The sequence below is a fragment of the Leptospira gomenensis genome (assembly GCF_004770155.1).
Taxonomy (GTDB): domain Bacteria; phylum Spirochaetota; class Leptospiria; order Leptospirales; family Leptospiraceae; genus Leptospira; species Leptospira gomenensis.
Map to the genome: position 1 here is coordinate 1 of NZ_RQFA01000005.1, position 23,346 is coordinate 23,346.

14 protein-coding genes and 2 pseudogenes are annotated in these 23,346 nt (G+C 46.2%); 9 read left to right on the top strand and 7 right to left on the bottom strand.

All coding sequences use genetic code 11. The features are described from left to right. From EHQ17_RS19910 to dusA, 3 genes and pseudogenes are all read right to left on the bottom strand, one after another. Nucleotides 1–667, bottom strand: a pseudogene (locus EHQ17_RS19910) (hypothetical protein); the annotation flags it as partial. 1,543 nt (nt 668–2,210) lie between these two features. Then, nucleotides 2,211–4,148 carry a PP2C family protein-serine/threonine phosphatase gene (locus EHQ17_RS00245; protein WP_246057290.1) on the bottom strand — a complete coding sequence of 646 codons (1,938 nt, stop codon included), beginning with the start codon at nt 4,146–4,148 and terminating at the stop codon, nt 2,211–2,213. An 88-nt stretch (nt 4,149–4,236) separates the two neighbouring features. Beyond that, nucleotides 4,237–5,283 (bottom strand): tRNA dihydrouridine(20/20a) synthase DusA, encoded by a 1,047-nt coding sequence (dusA, locus tag EHQ17_RS00250; protein WP_135595663.1) that lies wholly within the window; start codon nt 5,281–5,283, stop codon nt 4,237–4,239. A 119-nt stretch (nt 5,284–5,402) separates the two neighbouring features. On the opposite strand from dusA, the gene EHQ17_RS00255 reads away from it, so the two are divergent. The 8 genes from EHQ17_RS00255 to EHQ17_RS00290 all read left to right on the top strand — a co-directional run bounded on the left by EHQ17_RS00255 (nt 5,403) and on the right by EHQ17_RS00290 (nt 16,800). Next, nucleotides 5,403–6,371, top strand: coding sequence for an LIC10647 family lipoprotein (locus EHQ17_RS00255; protein WP_135595664.1), 969 nt, complete (start codon nt 5,403–5,405; stop codon nt 6,369–6,371). Beyond that, nucleotides 6,371–8,386: a bifunctional tRNA (5-methylaminomethyl-2-thiouridine)(34)-methyltransferase MnmC2/FAD-dependent 5-carboxymethylaminomethyl-2-thiouridine(34) oxidoreductase MnmC1 gene (gene mnmC, locus EHQ17_RS00260; RefSeq protein ID WP_135595665.1), complete on the top strand. Its 2,016-nt coding sequence runs from the start codon at nt 6,371–6,373 to the stop codon at nt 8,384–8,386. Before EHQ17_RS00255 ends, mnmC begins: the two co-directional genes overlap by 1 nt. A gap of 3 nt (nt 8,387–8,389) precedes the next feature. Continuing rightward, complete coding sequence (locus EHQ17_RS00265) at nt 8,390–10,261, top strand: RecQ family ATP-dependent DNA helicase (RefSeq protein ID WP_135595666.1); 1,872 nt, start codon at nt 8,390–8,392, stop codon at nt 10,259–10,261. A 330-nt stretch (nt 10,262–10,591) separates the two neighbouring features. After that, nucleotides 10,592–12,163 (top strand): hypothetical protein, encoded by a 1,572-nt coding sequence (locus tag EHQ17_RS00270; protein WP_135595667.1) that lies wholly within the window; start codon nt 10,592–10,594, stop codon nt 12,161–12,163. A 250-nt stretch (nt 12,164–12,413) separates the two neighbouring features. Continuing rightward, entirely contained in the window at nt 12,414–13,667 is a 1,254-nt protein-coding gene (srpA, locus tag EHQ17_RS00275) for a sigma factor sigX-regulated lipoprotein SrpA (protein WP_246057291.1), read from the top strand. A gap of 278 nt (nt 13,668–13,945) precedes the next feature. Beyond that, nucleotides 13,946–14,473, top strand: coding sequence for an RNA polymerase sigma factor (locus tag EHQ17_RS00280; RefSeq protein WP_135595668.1), 528 nt, complete (start codon nt 13,946–13,948; stop codon nt 14,471–14,473). 2 nt (nt 14,474–14,475) lie between these two features. Continuing rightward, a complete protein-coding gene (locus tag EHQ17_RS00285; protein WP_135595669.1) occupies nt 14,476–15,840 on the top strand; it encodes a FecR domain-containing protein in 1,365 nt (454 codons plus the stop codon). Nucleotides 15,841–15,852: 12 nt separating this feature from the next. Further along, a complete protein-coding gene (locus EHQ17_RS00290; RefSeq protein ID WP_135595670.1) occupies nt 15,853–16,800 on the top strand; it encodes a hypothetical protein in 948 nt (315 codons plus the stop codon). A 119-nt stretch (nt 16,801–16,919) separates the two neighbouring features. Here the strand turns inward: EHQ17_RS00290 and dinB are convergent, their stop codons facing one another. The 3 genes from dinB to ompL47 form a co-directional block, all read right to left on the bottom strand. Further along, entirely contained in the window at nt 16,920–18,014 is a 1,095-nt protein-coding gene (gene dinB / locus EHQ17_RS00295; RefSeq protein ID WP_135595671.1) for a DNA polymerase IV, read from the bottom strand. Nucleotides 18,015–18,063: 49 nt separating this feature from the next. Further along, nucleotides 18,064–18,807: a ComF family protein gene (locus EHQ17_RS00300; protein ID WP_135595672.1), complete on the bottom strand. Its 744-nt coding sequence runs from the start codon at nt 18,805–18,807 to the stop codon at nt 18,064–18,066. A gap of 89 nt (nt 18,808–18,896) precedes the next feature. Continuing rightward, the gene (gene ompL47 / locus EHQ17_RS00305; RefSeq protein ID WP_135595673.1) at nt 18,897–19,997 is read right to left on the bottom strand and encodes a multi-beta-barrel domain surface protein OmpL47; all 1,101 of its coding nucleotides are present in this window, start codon (nt 19,995–19,997) and stop codon (nt 18,897–18,899) included. Nucleotides 19,998–20,189: 192 nt separating this feature from the next. On the opposite strand from ompL47, the pseudogene EHQ17_RS00310 reads away from it, so the two are divergent. Further along, nucleotides 20,190–20,762 (top strand): annotated as a pseudogene (locus EHQ17_RS00310) (flagellar filament outer layer protein FlaA); the annotation flags it as partial. Nucleotides 20,763–20,819: 57 nt separating this feature from the next. Here the strand turns inward: EHQ17_RS00310 and EHQ17_RS00315 are convergent. After that, nucleotides 20,820–23,198 carry a PAS domain-containing sensor histidine kinase gene (locus tag EHQ17_RS00315; protein ID WP_135595675.1) on the bottom strand — a complete coding sequence of 793 codons (2,379 nt, stop codon included), beginning with the start codon at nt 23,196–23,198 and terminating at the stop codon, nt 20,820–20,822. Nucleotides 23,199–23,346: the final 148 nt, after the last annotated feature.

Here is a 23,346-nt window from a genome sequence, read left to right on the forward strand (position 1 = left end):
GTCCTAAATTGAAATGAGGAGGAAAATGAAACAACAAAGCAAAATATCGCGAAAGTTTACCGGGAATTAAGGCTCGGGGCGCCCGCGATCCATTCACTGGAAACGACGCAAACGAACGAGAGAACGGAAAAGAACTCGAATCGATCACGCTGGAAATATAAGGTGAGAGCGTCTTAACTTTGCGACTTTGCGGAAGGGAAACCAAAGACGAAAAAAGAATTCTCCAAAGACCTTCGTTATCAGGAACAGCAAAGAAGTGAAAATACGAACAAGTCGAAGGTTTTAGAAAATCCTGCAAAAAAGCGGACGTGTCAAAAATCCGATGAAGGAAAAAATCGAACTGAAACGAAAGGAAAGAATTTTCGAAAACATACGACGTGGATTCCGGACTTCGTTGAAAGTCGAAGTCGGAAGTCTCTCGTTTCAAAATCCCAGGAACGAAATTTTGAGCGGAAGACATTCCGAAAGAATCCTCGACGATCTGCAATTCGAAATTCTCCCATTCATATTCGAACTCCGCTTTTTCCATGGGGATATAATGCCTTCTCGATGAAATCGATTTCGCAGGAATCACTTCAGCCTGAAAAAAAGGAGCCGCTAAAACGACAAACCAAATCAGAGGAACGAACAAAACTCCCGCTCGACAAATATGTGGAAAAACATTCACCATTTCCGTTTGGTGGAAATTTTTTACACGATCCGCCTACGTCAAGCGTTCCTTTCACTACCCGATTCAAAATATGATCTCGATTTATATTTTGAAATACCTAGGACGCAAAAATACCGAACAAGAAACGGGCGCGCGCGTTTCGCCGGACGCAAGCGTGAATCGTTTTGTTTCTCAAAATATAGAACAGGGAAAAAAACAAACGGCTCTTCTCGGGAAGAAGAAAAAAAACTCTATCAAATCGATTCGTTTCGAATGAGCTGTACTTTTATTTCTTAAAATTTTTACATCATACGACCTTAGTTTTAATCTTCTTGTTTGTAAGCCATTCAGATCCAATGAATGAGGTTTCATATCGAATTCGAGTTTCCTTAGGTGTTTCATCCGATTGATCGGCAAAAGGCGTTCGCCGGTTAATTTTGGAACCGATCACTTCGATATCTTTTAGTTTCTCTGCAAGCCCGATCTCCTCCAATTCCGATTGTGTCGCAACGGATCGTATGGAAATACCGCTTCCGGAAATTCTTAGGAATTTCAGTTTAAGATATCGATCCATTTTTTCGATTTGATCGCTTTTGAACCTATAAAATGAAAGGGATTTAAAATTCGGCAATTGACTGAAACAATCCAAGTTATCGACCGCACCGAATCCATTGAATATCAGACTTAGAGAGTGAGTTTTCGGAATCGTCAATAATCGGCGATTGATCGGAGATCGGACCGAACGTTTTATCGCCCACATCAAATCGACGGCTGAATGAATACGATTAAGTTTACCTGACTTTAAAATAGTTTTGCGATCCGCATCAGTCAAGATATCGAAGATATTCACCACGCCGTGGATCAATAATGAAAAATTCGAAGAGTAAAGAATTGTTGAGGACAGAAGAAAGTGCGGACGAGAACCCAAGATTTCTTTCTTAATCTTTTTCATTCCATTTATAAGCGAAATTCGCGATCGGTCGTTTTTCAATCAATGACAATCAAGACGTTCGAATATTTTACGAAATCGGTAAAAAAATAAATCATCAAATCGGGAGCGAAGAAGTTAGACGATCATTCACACGTTTTATTTTATTTAAGATGGATCCGCTTTCGGTTGCTTCCGGCCGTTCCGGAGTTAGATTCGTTTATCTTGATATAATGCCGTCAAACTCGTTTTCACAACTCCGTTCATTCTAACTATTATCCCAAAAAGCAGAATCATATCCAAAACATGGATCGTCTCAAGGACAAAAAATACCATTCTCTGGTCGTATATAACCGTAAGAAACCGAGAAAGAATACTGAATCGATCGCCGAGTTACTTCAGCGACTTGCGTATGAATTCCATTCTCAGACCAACGATTTTTTCCCGTACGTTTCACTTCGTATCCTTAACCCTTTTAGAACGATCGATACTTCTAAAGTCCTTGTAGTATCGTTCCATCCAAGGAATGTATTCATCCGCAAATAAAGGAACGTTTTCAGGTAAAAAAATCGAACAAAGATTGAAGCGTTTCTTGTTTCTGATCCGGAACGGAACAACGGATCAACGGAATTTTTAGAGAATGTCCACGGTTAGGTAAGTAAGATCGTCGGGAATTTTGGATGAGGAAAACGATCGCACCGTGGAAAGGATCTCTTCGTTTAAATTCCGAGGGTTTCTGGAAAAATTATTCTTCAAAACTTCAAGCAGACGTTGTTCACCGAAAATTTCCCTTTCAGGACTCAGAGCTTCCGTAACCCCGTCCGTATAAAAGAAAAAACGATCCCCCGACTTGAGCGAAATCGTATACGTGGCCGGTTCGATTTTTTTCACCATTCCCAAAATCATCCCGCGACCCTTGAGAAATTCAGGTTCCGGAACGGATTCACGAAGCAGAACGGGAGGAGGATGGCCCGCGACGGAATAACGAAACTCGTCCTTTTCCAAATCGTATAAACATACGAATGCGGAAATAAAATTCTTTTCCAAAACCTGGAACATACGATCGTTCAACTCGGAAAGTATCTGGGAAGGTTCCTCCCACTTACGACTCAACTCTAAAAAAGAAACCTTCAACATGGAAGAAACCAAAGCGGAAGCCACACCGTGACCCAAAACGTCGCAGAGAATAAACATTATCTTTTTCTCATTTAGAATATGATAATCTAGAAAATCTCCGCCGACCTGGTCCACGGGAATATAAACCGAATTAACCGAAAGACGATGAATCGTACCGTCCAACCTCGGAATCAATCTGGTTTGAAGATTGGCGGCCATTTCCAATTCCTCGTGAAGGACTCGGTTTTGACGTTTCAACTCCTCGGTCCTCTGATCCACTTTCGCTTCCAAGGTCAGATTCAATTTTTTCAATTCGGAATGCGCTCGCGCGTTCTGATAGGAAATACTCACCGCGCCGGAAATCAAAAGCGCGAAAAAGCCGTATTGGGAAAGAAACATATTCCTGCCGGTCAAGTTGTCCAAAACGATGTCGATGATCGCGAAAACGGCGAGAAGACCGACGCCCCCGACCATGATCATCGCTTCCATGACCTTTCTTCTTAATTCCGTATAAAAAATCGGAACCAGAAGAATCCCCAAAAGAACGAGAATACCTTCCCAAACATAAACCAAAATCACTCGGTGGGTTCCGTTCAGTTCGAGAAGATGTAGAACGGCGACCGCGAGACTGGATTTGAGAATCAGCTTCGCGGTCCATCCGGTTTTCCTCCGGAACAACGCATACAAAAAATATAATATACAAGAGGGGAAAACCGTCTGCGAAAAAAAGAACGATCTCGATAGGAAACCGAACGGGATATCCACGTAATGAACCTTGTGTAAAAGAGGTAATCTCCAAAATACGAACAAAAACGCGGACAAGGAAAGGAAGATACTCGCTCTCGAATAACGGTTGAGGGAATATGAAATGGATTGTTGTAAAAAAACGCCCAGAAACAAAACGATCAAAACGAGTTGAAACGCGTCCTCTTGGATCAACATGTCCTTGAGTTCGTCGAAATCCCCCAACTTCGGAATCCCGCGAAATATACCGCAATGAAAACCGTATTCTTCGCAACGGATCTCAACGCGAATAACGTTGGTTTTACCCCGTTCGATCCACTCCAAAGGAATTTTATAAAGACGGCTTCGAAACCATGCGGGAGAATACGGATCGATTTCGCCAGTTCCGCCCAACAGCTTATCGTTGAAGTAGACCTTATCCGCGGATTGGATCCGATCCAGAAAAATCCCCTGCGAACCGGAAGGGAAGGATTCGGGATAAAGAACTTCTATTTTATAAAAACCTCGAATCGGAATTTCCAAACCTTGATTCGTTAAACCGACACCGATCAAAATCCCGGGCAATTTGGAGCCGCTCGCGTCGTAATACTCCCAACCTTCGTTTAACGATTCTATCCTTTGAGGATCGATCGGACCGGCAAAAACGTCGGATACGATCAGACATAATAGAAAAATTCCGGATACGATCGTCTTCATATGGGGAGGAATCAAAGTATTCGTTTCGCGAGTCGTGTAAAGTGAAATTCGAAATACGAAACCGAAAGAAAAGAAACTAACGTGGAAAAACGAAACCCTCCGTTCAAACCGGGGAAGAAAACTCGGTCTCGACCGAAGAAGAGGTTGGATCCAGAGCGGAAGCGGAAAGAACTTCCGCTGCTTCCATTAACAACGTCGAGGAATAATCCGAATACATACGTTCCGTGAGAATTCTACGAAAACGTTTTCCCCCCGGCTCTCCGTGAAACAGACCGAGAACCGCGCGCAACGCGTGATGCGGTTTGCCGATGCCCGGTTCCACGATTTGTTTTTCGACGTATTCACCCATACGAAATAAAATCTCGCGTCTACTTTTAGGAGAATCCTTTTCTCCGAAAAAGACGGAATCCACTTTCGAAAAAAGAAACGGAGTTTCGTACGCAGCCCTTCCGATCATAACCCCGTCGGTTGTCTTAAGGCGTTCGCACATTTGTGGAATCGTCCTGATCCCTCCGTTGATTTCGATCAGCAGATCGGGAAAGGAACGTTTGATCGATTCCACGTCCTCGTATCGTAACGGAGGAATTTCCCGATTTTCAGCGGGAGAAAGTCCGCCCAAAATCGCTATCCTAGCGTGGACAATAAATCGCCTAACGCCCGCTTGGCGGACACATTCGATGAATCGATACAAATCCTCGAGACGATCCTTTCCCGGAATACCGATCCTGCACTTTACGGTTACGGGAATCGAAACGGAGGCGTTCATTGCGTCCGTCAACTCCGCGACCTTCTCCGGAGTACGCATCAAACAGGCTCCGAAATTTCCCTCACGCACTCGATCGCTCGGACAACCCACATTCAGATTGATTTCGGAATAACCGTAATCTTCTCCGATCTTGGAACACTCCGCGAGGGAAGCCGGATCGTCTCCGCCTAGTTGCAGGGACAAAGGAAATTCGTCGGGATGAAACTGCAAAAACCGATGACGATCCCCTCGCAAAATCGCACCTGTATGAACCATCTCCGTATAAAGAAACGTATGTTTGGAGATCAATCTCAGAAAATAACGGAAATGACGATCGGTCCAATCCATCATCGGCGCGACGGACACGGGATATCGTTTCGGGAATTTGGGATCCGTTTCGGACATACGTATCTACAAGAATTTTTTTTCAACCTTGTTCAGTCAACAAACCTCCGTGCAAACGACAATTCCGACTTGGATTCGGGAAAGAATCCGGAAAGAATGTCCGTAAGACGGCATCGACATTGAACCCGAAAACTGTATATTCCGAACTTCGAAACCTCATACTAGTCGCGGCCATCATCGTTTGCGCGATACTTTTGTCTTCCTGCCGCACTTTGGAATCCTTCTTCGAAACGATCGTCTTGACGGGAGGCGTCGATTCCACGCGTCTTTCGTTTTCCACGAAGTACAGTCCCGTTCAGGAATTCATCCGGAGCAACGGAGGAACCAAGGAACCGGCCAATCCGGACCGGGCCGTAAATCAAGATCCGTTCAAATCGGTTCCGTTTTATACGTTAGGCTCCATACCGAGACGGCTTTCCTCGACGCCCTTCACCGGATATCTAAAGTTTTTGAACTTCGTCGCCTACGGATTCACCGTCACCGCTCCGAGAACCTTTCGCGGAAATTTGACCAACTTTCCGGACGACGGAAGAATTCCCTCGAACTTCACCGAACACGTGTTATACGGATTGTATCCCTTGCCCGAGCCGTTCGGAAGAAAGGCGGAATATCTCTACGTCGATTATCAGGTATATACTACCTTGTATCTTTTGTTTTTGGGACTTCAGAATTGGAATCTCGGTCTCGGTTTGAACTTCGGTTTCAGCGTCTACGACTTCGACGTTTTGGAACGGGAGCTCCGCGTTTCCTCCACACGGAACAAATCGAGGATGATCACCGGAGTGAAGTTTCTTTACGAATACAACATAGGACAATATTTCGAGGATTCCATCTTCTATAACACGTATTTGTATTTCGAATTTTCGAGTCTTGGAACCGTCGATCGTGATCCCATCAAACAGACCATACCGACCTCCGTGGGAAGCGTGCCCGATCTTTATCTAACGATGGATACGTTCCGCGTGGGAGTGAGAAAGGAAATTCAACTTTCCAGACCGACCTCGGAGGATCTACTTCGGGGAGACAGTTCTCCCGGAAATCCCTCCTCACCGTCCAAACAAACGGACCCGGTTCCGCCGAGACTCTGATGTTATCCTGGAAGGAAAACGGAACTCCCGTATCCGAAGAGTTCGACGACATATATTTTTCTCCGGAAGACGGATTGTCGGAAACCAAACACGTGTTTGTCGAAGGGAACAAACTACGCGAACGATGGAAAAACCCGGAGAAAAAAAGGTATTTCTCCGTACTCGAACTCGGCTTCGGAACCGGACTCAACTTCTTCGCGACGTGGAAGGAATACGCGGACGAAGAACGCGACTTCGAACTACATTACGTTTCCGTTGAAAAGTTTCCGATCAAAAAGGAGGAGATCGAAAAAGCCGTCTCCGTCTTTCCGGAACTCGGTCCATTTCTCTCGGAATTCGTCTTAGTTTACCGGAACCTTCTGCCAGGGATCAATCGTTTCACCTTTGCGGACGGGAAGGTCCGTTTTTCCCTGTTTTACGCCGACGCAGCGGATGCGTTAGACGAAATATCTGGTACGTTCGATGTTATCTACTTGGACGGATTCGCCCCTTCCAAAAATCCGGAGATGTGGAGCGAAACTCTGCTGCGTAAATTGGGGCCTGTTTCCCGAAACGGAACCACCTTCGCCACATTCACGGTCGCAAGATCGGTCCGAGATTCGATGACTTCCGCAGGATTTATTCCGGAGAAAAAGCCGGGTTTCGGTAGAAAGCGGGAAATGTTAACCGGGACTTTTGCCCCTAACGGGGAAACGGATGCGGACGTAGATCCATCGTCTTCTCCCGATAAAAAACCTTGGTGCCGAAGAGACTCGCTCCCGACAAAAGCGCATAACGTTGCGATCGTGGGAGCGGGGATCGCCGGATCCGCACTCGCCTATTCCCTCGCACAACGCGGAATTTCGGTCGTCCTATTGGATCCGAACGGAATCGCCGGCGGAGCCTCCGGAATACCGGGGGCGGTTTCCCATCCACATCCGACCAAGTATCCGAGTCCGATCAGCCTGTTCACGTTACGCGCCTTTGCATACGCCGTTCGATTTTTAACCGGTTTCGCGTCTCCGGAACAATTTTCGCCGGTCGGAGTTTTTCACGGAGTCACGGAGGAAATGGACTCGGAACGACTGCGGAATTCGATCCGAACGCATTCGTTGACGGAAGGGATCGCCTTTTGGTCCGAAACCGGAGTTCCCCAAACGCATCCGGATCGAGTTTCTCCGACCCAAGAAGGCGTTTTTTATCCCGAAGGATTCTGGAGCCAGCCGGGTTCCCTCGCACAAAAAGCAGTCCAACGAAACGGAATCCGTTTTTTACGGGAAAAAGCCGCTTCGATCAAACCCGAGGACCAAGGTTGGGAATTAACCCTTTCGGAATCCGATGAAAAAGTACATGCAAATTCCGTTATATTCTGTAATTCTTATTCCATCAACGAACTATTGTATCCTATCCTAGGCGAGGAATTTCTCCCGATCCGGAAAGTGCGCGGACAATTGATACGACTGCGGGAACCCCCCGCGTCCCCTACGATCCGAAACATACTCTGTGCGGAACACTATCTCACTCCCTCGATCGACGGAGCGCATATCCTCGGATCGACGTTCGACGAATTCGACCTGAATCCGAAACCCCGCAAAGAGGATACGGATCGACTACTCGCGTATGTACTGGAAAAATATCCGGCGATGAATTGGTCCGAACAAAACGTAGTTTCGGAAGTCGTAGGATTTAGGGCGCAGACCCCGGATCGATTTCCGGTGATCGGTCCCGTATTCGATCCAAAACGATTCCGAAAAGAATATTCGGGAATCGATCTACATAAGAACCGCGACAAAACGTATCCGTCCCTAAAAACGATCCCGGGGTTATATGTCTTCGGCGGATTGGGATCACGGGGAATCATCGGTTCTTTTTTGGGTGCGGAGATTCTCGCTTCCCTGATACTGGATGAACCGGCTCCCGTGGAGAAATCCCTTTTGGAAGCGCTCCATCCCGGTCGATTTTTATATCGTAAAATCAGAAAGGTTTCGGAAACGGAAAAACTTTCCTACGAAACGGATAAAAATCTGGAACGTTGATCGATGAATTCCGAACACGAAACCTATATTCAAAATTTAGAATCCGCCCTCAAGAACGTCTGGGGATTGTCCCGATTCAGACGGGGTCAAAAGGAAGCGATCGATTCAGTGCTCGCCGGGAAGGACACGTTAGTCGTCCTTCCGACCGGCGGGGGAAAATCTCTGATCTACCAACTTCCTTCCGTTTTGGAACAATCCTCACTGACTCTCGTCATATCTCCTTTGATCGCTTTGATGAAGGATCAGGTGGACTCACTCAAAGCCAAGGGAATCTCTGCGGAATATTGCAACTCCACACAGGACGATTTGGAACAGTTGAGAATTCTAAGCCGTGCCGCCACCGGAAAGATCAAAATCCTATATCTATCTCCCGAAAAGGCTTTGAGCCGACAGGTGATCGAAATCCTACCTAAACTTCCCTTACAACGGATTGCCGTGGACGAGGCGCACTGCGTATCCCAGTGGGGGCACGACTTTCGACCCGAATATCGGAAACTCTACGAACTCAGGGATCGATTCCCGAAAAAAATTCCGGTGATCGCGTTAACCGCCACCGCAACGGAACGTGTGGTCAAAGACATCTCCGATTCCCTGGGTTTAAAGGAACCCGCACTGATCAAAGGAAGTTTTTATAGGGAGAACCTTAGATTTTCCGTTCGATATCCGCAAAACGAAACTGCGAGAGAAAGCGACCTATTGGAAATTTTGATCCGCGGAAACTTTCAAAAAACCGCAAGCGGAAGAGCGATCGTATATTGCGCCACTAGACAAAAGGTGGAATCGGTCTACGAACTTCTTAGAAAAAACGGATTCAAAGCGGGAAAGTATCACGCGGGCAGAACCGATTCAAGTCGCGAAAAAACGCAGGACGGATATTCCACCGGAAAGACGAACGTACTCGTGGCGACTAACGCGTTCGGAATGGGATTGGACAGCCCCGACGTTCGTCTGGTAGTCCACTACCAGACCCCCGCCTCTTTGGAAAGTTATTATCAGGAAGCGGGACGCGCCGGAAGGGACGGAAAAAATTCCGACTGTATTCTATATTACCATCCGTCGGACTTGGTTACACAAAGTTTTATCATAGGGAAGGAATCGAATCGAAAAGGAGGGGAAACACTACTCTCATACGTGAAAGAATACGCGTTATCCGCTCATTGCAGACAAAAGACGTTATGCTCCTATTTCGGAGAGGAGATAAAAAACTGCGGAACCTGCGACGTATGTTCCGAAAACGATTCCGTCGTCTCGCGGTTTTCTGGACGCGAGGAATTTCTAAAACGCGAAGAAGAGAAAAAAAATAAAAAGGAACAAAAGGAAAAATACGATTTTTCGGACGAGCAAACCCAAACGATCGAACGTCTCCTCGAGTTGATTCCCGGAAAATTCGGCAAACGTATGATCGCCGGAATTCTACGCGGATCGCGTTCCAACGAAATCCTCCGGAAAAAATTGGATAAACTTCCCGTATACGGCGCGTTACGCGCCGTTCCCGAAGAAGCGATCCTCCGCATCTTGGACGAATGGATCGCCGAAAAAAAAGTGCGTATCGTAGGGGACAAATATCCCAGACTGATCCTCGCCTCTACCGTGATCGTACGCGCTCCGAGAAGAAAAAAAGAGCCCGGCGACGAAACGGAAAAAAAACAAATCCCCGGAAAAAACCTAATCCAAGAATTAAAAAATTTCCGAGACAGGGAAGCGAGACGGCGCAAGTGGAAGAAGTTTATGGTGCTTCAAAATCCTGTCATTCTTCAGATCGCAAAAGCGATGCCGGAAACTCCGGAGGATCTTGCGCTCGTAAAAGGAATGGGTTCCGCCAAGGTGGAGAAGTTCGGAAACGAAATCCTAAGAATCTTGGAAAAATGGAGATAACTCGGACGTATTATCCTTCTTCTCCAAACCCGCTTAAAACCTTTCTTCTCTGAACCCGTTAACACCCGTTTCGATCGACTCGTTTGTTTCCGAAAAACTCCGTTTCATCTTCTGCCAACGCCGCCGCTCCATCACGACTTTGATCCAACGGAAAAAACGACTTCCTTAAAATGGAAGGATATCAATTTCGTCTAACGTGAATTGCATACACCTCCCTCCGCGGAATAAAACCCCTTTTTCAAAACGTGAAAATCGTAAATTTTTGGTATTCTTTTGTCTCACTAAGATTCGATGAAGCGTATTTTTATCCGTACTTTTCAAAAATATCGTATGAAACGTTTCGGAAAAATCAATCAAGTCTTGTTGCTCGTTCTCGTAGTCGTTCAAGTCACGTATTATCTGATTCCTCGGTCTTCGTTCACGGCAGACAGTTTGATCAAAGTTCTTCAGGCAAAAGGTTGGATCGAATCCGATTACAAATCCGAAGAGATATTTTTTTTAGGGAAAAACGCGGATCCTAATTTCGAGTTCTTTCCGATTCGAACCGCAAGAGCGTCCGACGGATCGGTGATCGGCCCGTTTCCGTTCGCGAACACGTTGTTCACGGCTTTGTTCGTAAAAATCGGACGACCCGAACTTTTGATTTATTTTTGCGGTCTGCTTTTTTGCGCGTATATATTGTTATTGTACAGAATGAGCGATCGTGTTTTCGTTCCTACGTTAACCGCTCTTGCAACACCTTTGTATCACCATTTTATAGGATTTTCGGACGTAGCCATTGCCTCTTTGTCGATACTTTTATCTTTCTACTTGATTTCGGAGTCGCATTTTCCGAGGAACGCCGACCACAAAACGCCTGATCGGAAAACGAACGAGGGAACAGAGTTTCCGATCCCCGAAAACGAATCGTATGCCAGAGACGATCGGAAGACGTTCGGAGCGGGAATTCTATTCGGAACCGCCTGCTGGTTCCGCCCCGAAGCCTTTCTTTTGTTCGTTTCCTTGTGTGCCGGATTTTTTCTGATTCGAAAAAACGGAAACTTTGGTTTTGATTCTATAAGAAAAAAATTTTTGATACGATTGATATTCGGATTTTCGATCCCTTTTCTTCTTTTTATGATTTTCAACAATATTCAATACGGATCCGTATTGGGATCAAGGATCACTTCCGAATCCAATCGGACGATATTCGAATTCGACGCGCTCAAAAAATTATCGGACGTAAAAAGTCTTTTGTTTTTCGGAAACCAAAGGATCGGCTTTTTCGGATTCAGTCCTTGGTATTTATTTATGATCCTTTTTTTCCCGTTACGATGGTCCTACGTCCGTTTTTTCGATAAGGTGTTGTTCGTAACGTTCTGTCTTAATTTGGTCGCGGTCTGCGTTTTGACGCCTAACGATTCCAACATAGACTGGGGCTCGAGATATTTAACGTGCGGAACAACCGTGCTCTTTCTTCTTTTGGCAAAATGGAACGACGTCCTATATAAAACGCCGAAGACGAGATTTGCGATCCGTATGTTGTTCGCGATTTTGATTATCTATTCCGTGATCGTAAACGTAAAAGCAGTTCGAACGTTACGCGAAATATCGATCCGACTCGCGCGGATACAATCCGAAATACCCTGGAACAATTACGACGTGATCGTAACGGGTCAGCTTCAAATCGCCAATACGTTCGGACTTTTTTATCTGACTCATTCCATCTTCTACGTCCAAAACGGACAGGATCTGAAAAAAATCGCACAAAGTATCAACGAAAAGAAAATCCTATTGGTCGAGGACGTTCGTAATCCCGTTCTCACGAATCAAATCGACGGAATTTTAGGCGGCCCGTCCAAGATCGTCGTATTAAAACGCAAACCGGGACGCCTACTTCGTTTATCGGAATTAATCCCTTAAACGGAAACGCGATCGGCGTCTTCCCGATTCGGACAATCAAAACCTTCCTCTCCAATCGCAGCCGTAATTCGTAATCTTAAGATCGCTGCAAATTCAAAGTCGAACCGGCTCGAACCTGCCTTTGTCTTGCCACACAAACGAACCGAATTTTCCCCGAATCAAACGCGTAAAAATCGTTTTTTTCGAAAGAACCTGTCTGAGTTTCCCTCCGGCCGAGGAATATTGTCTCCGTATTTCATTGGAGGTTACGATGAAACAAAACGAAACAAAAGGAAAGGCCCTCAAAGCGATTTCCTTGTTGATGATGACTTTTTTTCTTATGATCGACTGCGGTTCCAAGAAAAAAGACGAAACGGTAAATAATTTATTGCTTGCACTTGGGATGTTCGGAGGACCTGGCTCCACAGCCGAATTCCGTCTTACGAATACGGTCGGTCTCAATAACGCGCGTATGGCTCGATCCCAAGCGTATCGTATGATACCGCGCGGAGCGACTCAGTTGACCGACTTAGGCGGGGAAGATCCGGAAAACTACGGAGACGGAGCGGGAGACGGATTTACCGATAACTTTCTTACTCCGGCCGCGGTTTCGATGGAAGTATGTCAATTGGTGGCGTACAAATCCGAAGCGAACGGAGGCCCTGCGAGAGGAGCGGAAACATTAGAAAATGCTAATTTTACTCTGATGAAACTTTCTTCTCCGTATATGGAAGTAAGCGATATCTGTTCCGGATTTACGCCCGTAGCGCTCAAGGGAGGAGATTCGACCAAATCCAGTTATCAGCTCCCGATCTTAGCTCTCCCCGAGGAAGGAATGGAAGAATACGATCGAATCGGAATCGTACTGAGAAGTTTTTCCTATTACTTCGATCCGGCGGACCTCCCCGAAAACTCGTATCGTTACGTGGATCTGATTTTAAATCATCCTCAAACTCCGGTCGTTCAAAATATGATGGTAAAACGCGGAGACGTTGCGGTTAAACTTTTCAGCATGAATTCAAACCCGCTGTATGCGACCACGCCCGCCATGTTCTTTCCAGATCTTTATCTGAATCCGGGAGAAATGTCCAGCTTCGGGTTTTCGGTCCAACTGATAGACATCGTGACCGGCGGATTCTTATACGATAACGGGGACGCAAACGTCGGATTTAACGGAATCAATGCGTTCGAAATTCCGGGCACCGGATTTAACTCCGAAATGCAAAAGCTCAAGTTCAAAGGCCCGGCCACTTTGGAGGCACAGGACGAAAAAACTCCGTATGTTCTCGTGGTGGACTTTACGCCCGGAACTTCCGGAGAAAACGGATCTTCCGCTAAACTCGGCTTCGACGTCTCCGTGGACAACGTATTGTTCTGGGATTCGAACGACGGAAACGGAGTTTATTCTCCGCAAAGGAACGTAGCGGACAGAACCAACGCAGTTTCAGGAACGGATAATCTCACGAACGCCGCAAGACAAAACGTGATCTTTCATCTTCCGACCATGTTGGGAAATTCTGAATGACGAGTTTTCTGAGATAAACGATTCGGAACGGGCTCGAAAGATCCCGATAAGAATCGATTCGATCCCTAAAACACGGAAGCAACGAAAGTTTTTTCCGTGTTTTTATACTTGTAGGCGCTCGGAGGAAAGTTATTTTTACGGATTATAATTTGAACCGTGTCATTCGTAAAATTTTCTGTTCTCAGAAATACGGAAAATTTAAACGGATAAAGCACAAAAAAAGAGAAATAAGGGAATCGCCCCAATCGTCGAATGGATTGCCTTCTCAAAAGACTTTCATGAAATTAGAACACGATCACGGCTTTTCCGTCTTTTACGAGAAATATAAGGATTCGATCTACAAGGTAATCCGATTTATATCGATGAATTCGGAAGACGTAGACGACATCGCACAAGAGGTTTTTTTAAACATATATCGCTCTTTTCCGAAATATTCGCAAGAAAGGGGAAGTTTCTACACCTGGGCGGCGGCGATCGCAAAAAATACGTATTATACTTATAGAAAGAATCGTATGAAAGAGCGGGAAAGGATATTCGAAGGCGAAACCGGTTTTGAAACGTTCAGCGCCAAGGACGACTTTATCGAGACCCTGGAAAACAAAGTCGTAGAACAGGAACTCAGAGAAGCGATCGAAACCCTACCCGAACCGGAAAAAAGCATAATACTACTCAAGGAAATAGACAATTATACTTTGGAAAAGACTTCTCAAGTCTTGAACATATCTTCGAGGACCGTAAGTAGAAAACTTTTAAAGGCTTTGGATCTTTTGCGGGAAGAATTAGAAAGAAGGAAAGTGATTTTGTAATCATGGATAACAAGGATCTACAGGAAGAATTCGAAGAGTTAATGGGTCCGTATCTGTACGGAGAATCCTCTCCCGAGGAAACCAAACGACTTATCGAAATTACGGAATCGGAACCCGCGCTCAAACGAAGATACGAAAACTACGTAAAGATGCAAAGCGGTTTAAAATCGCATTCTCGATCCTTGAAACAAAACCCTTCTTCCTATTCAACCGAAACGCTGGAAATCGAAGAAACTGGGGAAACCGGAAAACCGGAGAAAGAAAACCCGTTTCTAAAACCGATCTACGGTTTCCTGGCGCTCGCCGCGGGACTGTTGATCGTTTTCGGACTTTACCGATTCAACTCCGACAAAGGAACCCGCAGCGATTTCTCCGTACATACATTAGGAAATTGCGATTTTCAATCTTTGGAATCCGGCTCCGTTTCGATCGGAGAAAGACAATTCTGCGATTGGGGATATCGTAGTCCGATCGGATCGATCAATTTTAGAATATTCGAAAATTCTAAAGTACAGATATTATCCTTGCCCAAATCCGAAACGGCGCACGGAATCGTATCCGTGTTTTTGATAAAAGGAAAAATCCTCGTAAAGGAATCCGTCGATTCCGAAAATAAAACCTCCCTCTACGTCGATGGGAAAAAAATCCAACTTTTGGGAACCAAAGTCCTACTCGAAAAAGAAAACGGAAAATTCTCCCTCAGCGTTTGGGAAGGTTCCGTGAAGGTCCGATCCGGAGTGGAATATCTCCTTCCGTTCCTTTCGGAAAAAAATTCCTTCGAAAAAATGTTAAGCGACATCGATCCGAACCAAGCGCGCGTATTGCGCGAGACCGCGTTCGAAACCGTGCTTTCCGGCTCCAAATTAGAAGGCGATTCCGGGCAAGACGTTTCCGAAACTCTGCCTACCCTATCTTCCGTTTTAAAGGATTCCGCTCTTCGAGAAAAAACGATCGAACGATTGAAAGAGATCGGAAGAAATTTGCAAAAGGATTCGGCCTCACTTCGTAAAAAGGAATTGGATCCGGCCGAATCGGATTTTCTCGAAAAAGAATCGGAACATCTAGGAAGCGAGCACGAAGTTCGAGTTCCTACGTATCGGAATTCCGACGACGGCAAAGCCGCGGAGCCGACGATCTCCGCCCCGAAAAAGAAATCCGAAAACGACTCCGAGGCGAAGGATGAAAACCGGAATCCGAATTCCTCCGAAAAAACCGAACCCATTCGTTTAGGGAACAAAACCGTACGTCTCAAAGACGGCACCGAATTAAAGGGAAATCTCATTCAATACGAAAACCGATATACGATAGAATCGCAGGGTAAAAAAAGAACACTTCGATCGGAAGAAGTGGAATCGATTTCGTTTTAGCGGAGCGCGGACATGTCCCGGAATTTTCTCTTTGTAAAACCGTATCGGCTTCTTGGAGCGATCGTATTTTTATACTGTTTCCAAAAAACGATTTCGGCCGATACGGTCCTTTTGAAGGACGGACGTCGTCTGGAAAACGTAAAGACCGTGTTAAAAGAGGATCACGTTCTCGCGGAGGACGAATTCGGCAAAACGGAAAAGATAGATCCGACACAGATCGAAAAAATCACGTTAGGCGAAATCAAGAAAAAACCCGTTGTCCCGGAAAACGAAAAAAAATTCCGCGTATCCGCATGGGGAACGGCTTGGAACGCGGGCGTACACGAGGATCCGAATTTACAAAGGGTTTATAGCACCTCCGAAATACTACAAATGACGATGTATGTGGATCCTTATGTGCAGCGCGATTATCGGGTGAAGGTCCGGACGATCGCGTTTCAGATCGACTATAAAAAGGATGCACGAAACGGTTTTTCCCTGGCTCTCGAGCAGAGTACGTTTTCGTTTCCTGCCCGTGGGGTGAATCCTCTTACGGCTCTTTGGATCAATATGAACACGATAGGAAACCAAACCTACGCCGAACTCACCCTACCGGCGACGCTGGCCTTACTTACCAATCCTTCCTGGGACGAATACGACGTATCCCGCGAGCAGAACGAAAAGTTCTCCTTAAAAACCTTGTCTCTTTCTCCGAGTTATCAGTATTATTATCCGATCACCGAATCGATCCGTTGGTTCTCTCAGATCGGGTTCGGGATCGGCAGAAGTTATCAATCCGGAATTTACGCGAAAGCCGTATTACAGGACGCGGCCTTTTTGGGAACCGGTTTTCAGATCGAACTCGATCCGTATTTTTTCCGGATTACGTTTCAATATCGGGCGACCACGTTGCACGCGGGACCGGACACGTACCGATTTACGGAACCTCAGGTGTCGGCCGGATTGGGAATCGGACTTTAGATTCTAAATCGTTTTCCCGAAGAAGCCCTTCTTAATGCCTGGTCGTCCACCGAACCGAACGCAACTCGTAACGCGGAATCGAATGAAATCCGGAAGATAAAAAACAAGTTTTTTGAATATTAAAAATTTGGAAATAACTCCGGCTCTTTCTCTTGTTCTTCCGGATTCGGATGCGAAAGACTGATTCCCAAAAGACGGATCGCCTTGGAGGAGAAAAAACCCTCCCCTTTTTTTTCGAAAAATTCCCCCAAAAGATCCTTGGCCACGGGAAACAAATCCTCGGCCAGGTAAACGGGTTCCGCGAGCGTTTTGGATCTCGTTTTTAAGGTGAAGTCGTGGAACTTTACCTTTAACGTAAGGGTTCTTCCCGAAAAATCCCTTTTTTTCAATCTACGTTCCACTTCATCCGCGAGATATTTCAACTGAGTCAAAAGATCTTCGGACTCGATACGATCCCGATCGAAGGTGATTTCCGCGCCTAAAGATTTACGCTCCCGGAACGGCTCGACTTCCCGATCGTCCTCACCTCTGGAAATTTTATGATAATAAATCCCGGCTTTTCCGAAATGTTGTATGAGTTCGTTGAGACTTTTTCGACGCAGATCCCTACCGAAACGGATTCCGAGATCCTCCATCCTTCTTGCGGTTACCTTACCGACTCCGTGAAAACTCGAAACGGGCAAAGGATCGATGAACGAAAGAACGTCTTCCGGAAGAACGACGGTCAAACCGTCGGGTTTGTTTTTTTCGGAGGCGAGTTTGGCGATAAACTTGGAATTTCCGACGCCCGCCGAAGCCGTTAAACCGGTCCTTGCGAGAATTTCCTTTCTGATTTCCTTCGCAATACTTACAGCAAATGGAATATTCTTTTTATTGAATGTAACATCCAGATATCCTTCGTCCAAGGAAAGCATTTCCACACGATCCGTATATTCCAGAAAAATTTCGCGGATTTGCCTGGAAACCTCCTTGTAAACCTCGAAACGCGGAAAAACGAAAATCGCACGCGGAGCGAGTTGTGCGGCTTTGGCGGAAGGCATCGCGGAACGGACGCCGAATTTCCTCGCCTCATACGAAGCCGCCGCAACGACCGATCTGCTGTTCGGAGGACCTCCTACGATCAAAGGTTTTCCCTTGTATTCCGGAAAATCCCTCTGTTCCACGGAGGCGTAAAACGCGTCCATATCCACGTGAATGATCTTACGCGGGCCCATATCCAACCTATGGTCAGATTATAACATACTATACATTTGTAACGTCTTTTTAATGCGACGAATTCCGATTTTTTCCTTCGGTGCGGATCAGAGTCAAAACTCGTACGGAGGCCGCTCCGTTTTGCAAAAGAATTTTCGCGACTTCGTTTGCGGAAGCCCCCGTGGTGAACACGTCGTCGAGCAACAAATAATTTCCGGACAAACGGTTCCGGAATGTTTCTTTTACTCGAAAGGAAATTCCCGCGTGAAAAAAACGTTCCGCAAAACCTTTACCCGCCTGTTTTTCCGGGCTGATTTTTTCCACCGGTTCCGTGATCGGAAACGGAAGAATACTCCGCAGACGTCGTATCGCGAAGTCACAAGAGGAAAAGGCGCGTTCCCCACCGGGTTTGTACCAAGGCGCGCGGTACGAAGGCAAACGTACGATTGCCGAAAAACGAATTCCTTTCCAAGAACGAAGCTCCCGTTTCATTCCGAGACAAAGATAGATGGAAAGGGAATAAGCTGATTCAAACTTGATACGATTGATCGTCTTCGCCATAAACTCGGTTCTGTTTCGGAGAAATTTTAATTCCTCGAAAAAAACGTTTCTCGAAACACAATACGGACATTCTTCCTCTCCGACCAAACGTTCATTACAAAGTTTGCAACTTCGGTCCGACACAAATCGAACGTCCCGGTTTTCGTTGTGACAGGATTTGCATACCCCGACCTTGGAGGAGAAAAAATCGTATCTACCGCAGAACTCGCAGCAACAAGGAAGAAAATAATCCAAGAGTTTTCGAACGTCCATACCGGAAACGGTTCCCGTACGGATCCGATCGAATAAAAAAGCCCGGATAAAAACCGGGCTTTTTCGAAAAAGAAACAGTTCCTACGTTCTTATTTTCTAGGAGCGCCGGAAGGAGTGGAAGTTTTCGCAGGAGCCGGAGCGGGTTGAGACGCAGGCTGTGCGGGTTGCGGGTTGCTTCCGTTTCCGGACGCATCCACTTTGCGGATTTGAGTCGTAGGAGGATTTACGTCCACGGAAAAACTCACGCGTTTTGTTTCGCTTTCGTTCCCCACGTTATCCACTGCTTTCGCTTCGATCGTATGTTCGCCCTGAGCGTCGATCGTGATCGATTCCACATACGGAACGAAATCGGGAGCGTTATCCACTTTGATCAGAATACGTTTGATTCCGGATTGTCCGTCCACGGCTTTGATCGTAAAAGAGTTTCCTTTTCTGGAATAAGTCTTTCCGTCGATGATGACCAAAGGAGTGTTTCCTTGGATTTCCACTTCCGGTTTTACGTCGTCCAGAGTAACCACCAAAATCGCCTCGGAAGAGGAATTACCGGAGTTGTCCACCGCGGAATACTTGATAAGATTGACTCCCGCCTTTTCCAATTTGATCGGTTGATTGTCGTACGGTCTCAGATCTCCGCCGTTGATGGAATACTTCACTTCCTTAACACCGGAAAGAGCGTCCGTAGCCGCGATGGAATAAGTTACGTTCTTGGAACCGTAATTGTAACCGTCCAGATTGTAGAGGATTTCGCTCGGAGCGATCTTAACGGTAGGAGCGGTATTGTCCACAACGACGACTAACGCTTTTGCTGGTTCCTTGTTTCCGGCCTTATCCACGGCGCGATACGTAAGACGATTGACTCCTTCTTTCAGAATCGCGATCGGGGAAGTATACTTCACGTAATCTGCTTCTCCGATTTTATACTCGATATAATCCACAGTGCTGGAATCGTCCTTTGCGGAAATTTCGAAAGAACTTTTGGAATTCACATACAAGTCCGCGTTCTTCACGTCGTCTGCCGGAGAGGTTCCCGCGGGTTTGGTCGTTGCGGGTGCGGAAGAATTTCCAGGGTTTGCCTGGGTGTTCGCCTGAGGATTGGAAGTTTCGTCCAGATCTTCCTGAGCGATCAACACGCTAAGGGACATGGACAGAAAAAAAACGATCGCGAGTTTTGCAAGGTACGAACCTTTCATTTTACACTCCTGTGAGGTTTGGTTAATTAGTTTTTTGACGATATTCGGATAGTGGAAACCCTTGGAAGGAGCGTGTCAACCGATTCTATGAAAAAAAAACGTTTCCTCCTCGTTGTGTCGTCGATGCGACGTTTTCGCATTCGATGGACGTTGATCTTTTTTTTCGTCTTCCTTCATCCGTTGTACGATCAGGAAAAAACTTCCGCGGAAATTTGGAAAGAGGTCGTGGTGGAGAATTTTGAAACCAAGGAATGGAGCGCTCAAAATTTAAAGACGCGTCTCGGAAAGGAATATCTTCCGGACATAAGGACTTCGAAACTTCTACTCAGTCCCGAGATCGATTCTTCCCGAAGTCTCTTATTGGAAGTGCCCGCTGAAAAAAATCAATCCTTCGAAATTCTTTGGGAACAACCTTGGAAAACGAAAGGTTTCGTCCGCGAACTCAAATTCCAGATCTATTCCTCCGGATCCGGCGCGTCCTTGTATGTTCTGCTTCGCGATTCTAGTTTAGAAGTTAAGAAAATTCTAATCACCCATCTGAATTACGAAGGTTGGAAAAACGTTCGGATCAATCTGGTACGGAAAATCCGTCAGGACGACGTGGTGTTCACCAAACAGGCTTCGGTGGAATTTTTAGGGCTATTGTACGAAGCTCCGTTCGAGATGAAACGGGGAACAAGGGATTTATTCGCCATCGACGACATTCTCGCGGTGATACGGGACAAAAAAAGGATGTTTTCGGACGAAAAATCGCTGATACGATAAGCCTACGCGCCCGTCCTAAAATCCTCCGCAAAACAACGATCCAACTACATTAGAATATTAAGATATCGGTAAGCTGACCGTAAAAACGGTTCCGGAAGTAGAGGAGGAAAAACGGATCGAACCTCCGTGCGTTTCGATGATTTTGCGGGCGATATCCAAACCCAGACCAGAACCTTCTCCGGGAGCCTTGGTCGTGAAAAAAGGTTCGAAAATACGATCTTGAACCTCCGCCGGAATTCCGGGACCGGAATCGGAAATCCGGACTTCCGCGTAAGATCCTTTGCGAAGGATTTCGATCGTCAAAACACCTTTAAACGACATCGCCTGTGCCGCGTTATAGATTAGATTGGTCCAAACGTGGATCAGATCGTCCGCATAACCGTAAATAGGCGGAACCTCCCCGTAGTTCTTTCTAATTTCGACTCCGGCCTTCAACTGATTCTGATAGATGGTAAGAACCGTCTCCAGACTTTCCTGAAGAACGACCGGAGTCTTCGCTCCTTCCGAACTCCAATGAGTGAACTTCCGCAACGCGTAAACGATCTTGGAAGTGCGGTTGACGGACATATCGATGAGTTTTGAACTTTTCGCCGCGAGGATTTCCTGAAGTGCGAAATTGACGATCGTCTGCGCGTTTGGAACGGAAAATAATTTCGGAAACTCTTCGGTCGCCGATTCCAAACCGCATTCCACAAGATCCTGGGCCGCGGTGTGGGTGTTTTCGAAACCGAGCGACTTTAACTTCGTCTCCAACGCCTTGATTTTCGATCTCGCTTCTTTGGGAGAAATCATATCCCGATCCGACATCCCTTTTCGGAACAACGATTGGAATTCCTCCAATTCCCCCTCGTTTAGCGATTGAATTCTACCGGAAGCCTGCGAGATTCTCGTCGATGCGGTTTCGAAATAACTCCGTATCGAATCGTTGGAGGCCTTGATGACTCCGATAGGATTGTTGATTTCGTGCGCAATCCCGGCGACTAACTGTCCTAAGGCGGCCATCTTTTCCGAAACGATCAGTTGATTCTGCGTTTTTTTCAGATTCTGAAGCATCGTCTCCAATTCTAGATTCTGTTTTTCGATGAGCGCTTTCTGATCGGAAATTTCCCTGTTCAGACTTCGCAAAGCCTCGGCTTCCTTTTTTTCGGAGATGTCTTTCACGAGGTTGATGACGCAGGGTTTTCCGTCAATCTCCGCGAACATGCTGTAACATTCCGCGTAGATCAATCTACCGTCCTTCGCCTTGAGAATCAGCTCCTGATCCGAAACGACACGATCGTTTTTCAGACGTCGTAAATACTCCTCTCTGGTTTTTTGATCCGGACATATATCCAGTTCGAGACTGGTTTTACCGATCGCCTCTTCTCTCGTATAACCGAACATCTTCAGAAAGCTGTCGTTCACTTCTATATATCTTCCGTCGGTTACGGTAGAAATGCTCGTGGAAATAGGACTCATCGTGAACACCGTAGAATAGATCTCGCGTGTGGGACGGATCGCCTCCTCGGCGAGGTGTTTCTCCGTAACGTCCTGACCGGTTCCGAAACCGAGGATCGAATCCCGGAACTTTCCTTTGGTCAAAAGGAAACGGCTCCTACCGTCGATCGTACGGATCTGATAGACCAACTCGGTCGTAAAATCGGGAGTCCGACTGTTACGCAGACTTTCTTCCAGCGCGTTTAAAATCCTGGATTTGTCCGGTTCTACCACGAACGAATTCAAATATTCAGAAAGCTGCATGCTCTTGGATTCCCTCGCTCCCTCGTCTCCGAGCAAAAACAGGAATTCCTTGGTGAGAGTAAGCTCCAGCGTCTGCGTATTCAAGCTCCATCCACCAAGACCCGCATAACGTTGAGTTTCGGAAAGTTCCTTTTTTACCTCGTTAAAACCCAACAAAGAATAACGCATCAATATCGCGATCAGGATGAACGCGCTGATTTCCCCCATGAGAACCGCCCAAGGACCGCCCGTTTTTTCCACGGGAACGAGAAACCCTTTTTCGATGAGAAAAAGGCTTAAGACGGACAAAAACACCGAAAGAAAGGAATAGATATAAACCGCGGTTCTGCCGAGTAACAACGCGGAAATAACGATCAAAACGAGGGAGATGGGAAAAACGACCGTCTGTGTCGCGCCTTCGCGCATGAGAATGATGAAAGTCGCAAGCCATTCTATACCCAACATCACGTGAGAAGCGAGAAGAATCCTCCCGGTCTTGGCGATGACGTGACATATCAGAGCGGACAAGGGGATCAGATAAGCCGCAATGTAGATGGACTTCGGTTTCTCCGCGAGAAGCGGATGAAGAACCCGATAGAAGATCGCGACGAAAACGCAGGCCACCATGATTCCGTACATAAGTTTAACGGAAAAATCCTTCTCCGTATCGGAAAACACGGGTGGTTTGAAGTAGGCTGCGATTTTAGAAAGAATCATAAAAGGATCGAAGTCGGGTTACCATCTAACCCGAAAAAAATGCGTTTGCAAAGCCGATTTCGGAGGAACGCCTTTTTTTCGACGAAAATCTTCGACGACGTCTCTCAAACAAAGGATTCTATTTTTAGAATATTTCTTTTTTTGAATC